This window comes from Burkholderia sp. Se-20378 (genome assembly GCF_017104665.1).
Classification (GTDB): Bacteria; Pseudomonadota; Gammaproteobacteria; order Burkholderiales; family Burkholderiaceae; genus Burkholderia; species Burkholderia lata.
Genome location: NZ_JAAGPG010000734.1, coordinates 1 through 3,349, shown reverse-complemented (window position 1 = coordinate 3,349; position 3,349 = coordinate 1). Strand labels below are relative to the sequence as shown.

At 66.0% G+C, this 3,349-nt stretch carries 4 protein-coding genes; 2 read left to right on the top strand and 2 right to left on the bottom strand.

Features of this window, described 5'->3' with window-relative positions:
- Together G3N93_RS36805 and gatC are read right to left on the bottom strand one after the other, a co-directional pair.
- A partial coding sequence (locus G3N93_RS36805) for an amidase (protein ID WP_241026855.1) occupies positions 1-494 on the bottom strand: 494 nt, incomplete at its 3' end.
- A 69-nt stretch (positions 495-563) separates the two neighbouring features.
- On the bottom strand, positions 564-863 hold the full coding sequence (gene gatC, locus G3N93_RS36800) for an Asp-tRNA(Asn)/Glu-tRNA(Gln) amidotransferase subunit GatC (protein ID WP_039353798.1): 300 nt from the start codon (positions 861-863) through the stop codon (positions 564-566).
- Between the two features lie 367 nt (positions 864-1,230).
- Between gatC and G3N93_RS36795 the strand changes: the two genes are divergently transcribed.
- Entirely contained in the window at positions 1,231-2,274 is a 1,044-nt protein-coding gene (locus tag G3N93_RS36795) for a rod shape-determining protein (RefSeq protein WP_004189550.1), read from the top strand.
- Between the two features lie 126 nt (positions 2,275-2,400).
- Positions 2,401-3,349, top strand: a 949-nt coding sequence (gene mreC / locus G3N93_RS36790; protein WP_206135223.1) for a rod shape-determining protein MreC, incomplete at its 3' end; no start/stop codon positions are given.

Genomic DNA, 3,349 nt, shown 5'->3' with positions numbered 1-3,349 from the left:
GCCGGCGCGAGGCGCGCGGCGACGGCGGCCGAGCTGCCGCCCGAGCTGCCGCCCGGCACCGCGTTGGTGTCCCACGGGTTCTTCACCGCGCCGAACGCCGAATTCTCGTTCGACGAGCCCATCGCGAACTCGTCCATGTTGGTCTTGCCGAGCGTGACCATGCCGGCCGCCTGCAGGCGGGCGACGACGGTCGCGTCGAACGGGCTCTCGTAGTTCGCGAGCATCTTCGAGCCGGCGGTCGAGTGCCAGCCACGCGTGACGAAGACATCCTTGTGCGCGATCGGCAGGCCGGTGAGCGCGCCGCCCGCGCCGCGCGCGAGCTCGGCGTCGGCAGCTTTCGCCTGCGCGAGGGTCAGATCGGCATCGACGTGAATGAACGCGTTCAGGTCGCGCGCGGCTTCGATCCGTTTCAGGTAGAGCTGCGCGAGCTCGACGGCCGAGCATTCCTTGGCGGCAAGCGCGGCGCGCAGTTCGGTCAGGCTTTTTGCGTGCATTGAGTGGTTTTCCTGGGAATTCTGGGTGGCGCGCGGCGCAAAGGCGGCAGCGCGCTTGTCATCGAATGCTTACTCGATCACCTTCGGCACGAGATAGAGGCCGTCCTGGACGGCCGGCGCCGGACGCTGGTTGTCGTCGCGATTGACGACTTCCGTCACGGCGTCGTCGCGCAGGCGCTGCGCGACTTCCTGGATCTGTTCGATCGGGTGGGCGAGCGGCGCGATGCCGGCGGTATCGACCGCCTGCATCTGCTCGACGAGGCCGAAGAGTTCATTGAGCTGGCCGAGCATGTGCTCGGCGTCGGCGTCGGCCATTTCGAGTCGCGCCAGGTGCGCGATGCGTTTCACATCGGTCAGGGTCAGGGCCATGCGATCACCGGAAAAACAAGGCTGCGCAGCGCATCAAAAGCAGCACTGCGGCGGGGGGTTGGAGGGTGCGATCCCACCCTCAAAAATCGGGGCCGAAGCGGCAAAAATACCGCCCGTTTCGATTCAAATACCGTGAAATTATAAGGTATCATTACGCGTTCGACCCAAACCCGGTAGCCTTTTCCCGCACCGTTTCGCCCCGCTTCGGCAAGCCGTGCGTGCATCGTGCGATCCCCGGTAGACATCACTCGCAGCTTCGTGCGCCGCGGCGGCCGCTTCCGCCACGCTTCCCGAGGCTGTTATTTTTTCCGCTGCCGCCCTCAGCGCTCGCTATGCAGGGCCGGCCCAGAGCGAAACAGGATTCTGAATGTTCGGTTTTTTGCGCAGCTACTTCTCCAACGATCTCGCGATCGACCTCGGCACCGCAAACACCCTGATCTACATGCGCGGCAAGGGCATCGTGCTCGATGAGCCTTCCGTCGTGTCGATCCGCCAGGAAGGCGGCCCCAACGGCAAGAAGACCATCCAGGCAGTCGGTAAGGAAGCCAAGCAGATGCTCGGCAAGGTGCCCGGCAACATCGAGGCGATCCGCCCGATGAAGGACGGCGTGATCGCCGACTTCACCGTCACCGAGCAGATGATCAAGCAGTTCATCAAGACGGCCCACGAGTCGCGCATGTTCTCGCCGTCACCGCGCATCATCATCTGCGTGCCGTGCGGCTCGACCCAGGTCGAGCGCCGCGCGATCAAGGAAGCCGCGCACGGCGCCGGCGCATCGCAGGTCTACCTGATCGAAGAGCCGATGGCCGCTGCGATCGGCGCAGGCCTGCCGGTGTCGGAAGCCACCGGCTCGATGGTCGTCGACATCGGCGGCGGCACGACGGAAGTCGGCGTGATCTCGCTCGGCGGCATCGTGTACAAGGGTTCGGTGCGCGTTGGCGGCGACAAGTTCGACGAGGCGATCGTCAACTACATCCGCCGCAACTACGGGATGCTGATCGGCGAACAGACCGCCGAAGCGATCAAGAAGGAAATCGGCTCCGCGTTCCCGGGCTCCGAAGTCAAGGAAATGGAAGTGAAGGGCCGCAACCTGTCGGAAGGCATTCCGCGCAGCTTCACGATCTCCAGCAACGAAATCCTCGAAGCGCTGACCGATCCGCTGAACCAGATCGTGTCGTCGGTGAAGATCGCGCTCGAACAGACGCCGCCGGAACTCGGCGCCGACATCGCCGAACGCGGGATGATGCTGACGGGCGGCGGCGCACTGCTGCGCGATCTCGATCGCCTGCTGGCGGAAGAAACCGGCCTGCCGGTGCTCGTCGCGGAAGATCCGCTCACCTGCGTCGTGCGCGGTTCGGGCATGGCGCTCGAGCGCATGGACAAGCTGGGCAGCATCTTCTCGTACGAGTGATCGTCCAGGCAGTCTTCCTGACATGACGCAACCGCGGCGTGGCCGGCTCGCTCGTTTAGAACGAACCGCCGCGCCGTTTGCGCGTCTGAGCATCATTTAACCGATCATTCGCGCCCGGCGCCGACCATGGAATACAGTCCGCCGCCCCTCTTCAAGCAAGGTCCGCCCGCGCTCGCGCGGCTCATCTTCTTCGTTGCCCTCGCCATCGCGCTCCTCGTCTCGGACGCGCGCTTCAGCACGCTCGAAATCGTCCGCGGCGTGCTCGGCACCGTACTCTATCCGCTGCAGCGTGCCGCGCTCGTGCCGCGCGACCTGTTCATGGGCGCGGCCGACATCGCCGTCACCGGCGCGTCGCTGCGCCACGAGAACGACGACCTCCGCAAGCGTAACCTGCAGCTGTCCACGCAGGCCAACCAGGCCGCCGTGCTCACGCAGGAGAACGCGCACCTGCGCGCGGTGCTCGAGCTGCGCCAGCACATCGCGACGCAATCGACGCCGGCCGAGATCCAGTACGACACAAGCGACCCGTTCACGCAGAAGATCGTGATCGGCCAGGGGTCGCAGCAGGGCATCCAGAACGGCTCGCCCGTCGTCAGCGAGAACGGCGTGGTCGGCCAGGTCACGCGCGTGTTCCCGCTCCAATCCGAAGTCACGCTGGTCACCGACCGCGATCTCGCGATTCCCGTGCAGGTGCTGCGCACCGGCCTGCGCAGCGTGATCTACGGCACGCCGAAGGGCGATTCGCTCGACCTGCGCTTCGTGCCGACGAGCGCGGATCTCGTCGTCGGCGACGAACTCGTCACGAGCGGCCTCGACGGCGTCTATCCGCCCGGCCTGCCGGTCGCGAAGGTCGTGCGTGTCGACAAGCTCGCCGATACCGCGTTCGCGCGCGTGACCTGTGCGCCGATCGCCGCCGTACGCGGTGCGCGCCAGATGCTCGTGCTGCATTACCAGAACGACATTCCGCCGCGCCCGGCCGAGCCCGATCCGGCCGCCGACAAGAACGCGAAGGGCAAGAAGGGCGCGAAAGCCGCCGCCAAGGGCGAGAAGGCCGACAAGCCTGACGCGAATGCGA

Bases quoted from the DNA above. Each gene is read 5' to 3' on its own strand.
- gatC (WP_039353798.1), bottom strand. From the start codon at position 863: ATGGCCCTGACCCTGACCGATGTGAAACGCATCGCGCACCTGGCGCGA.
- G3N93_RS36795 (WP_004189550.1), top strand. From the start codon at position 1,231: ATGTTCGGTTTTTTGCGCAGCTACTTCTCCAACGATCTCGCGATCGAC.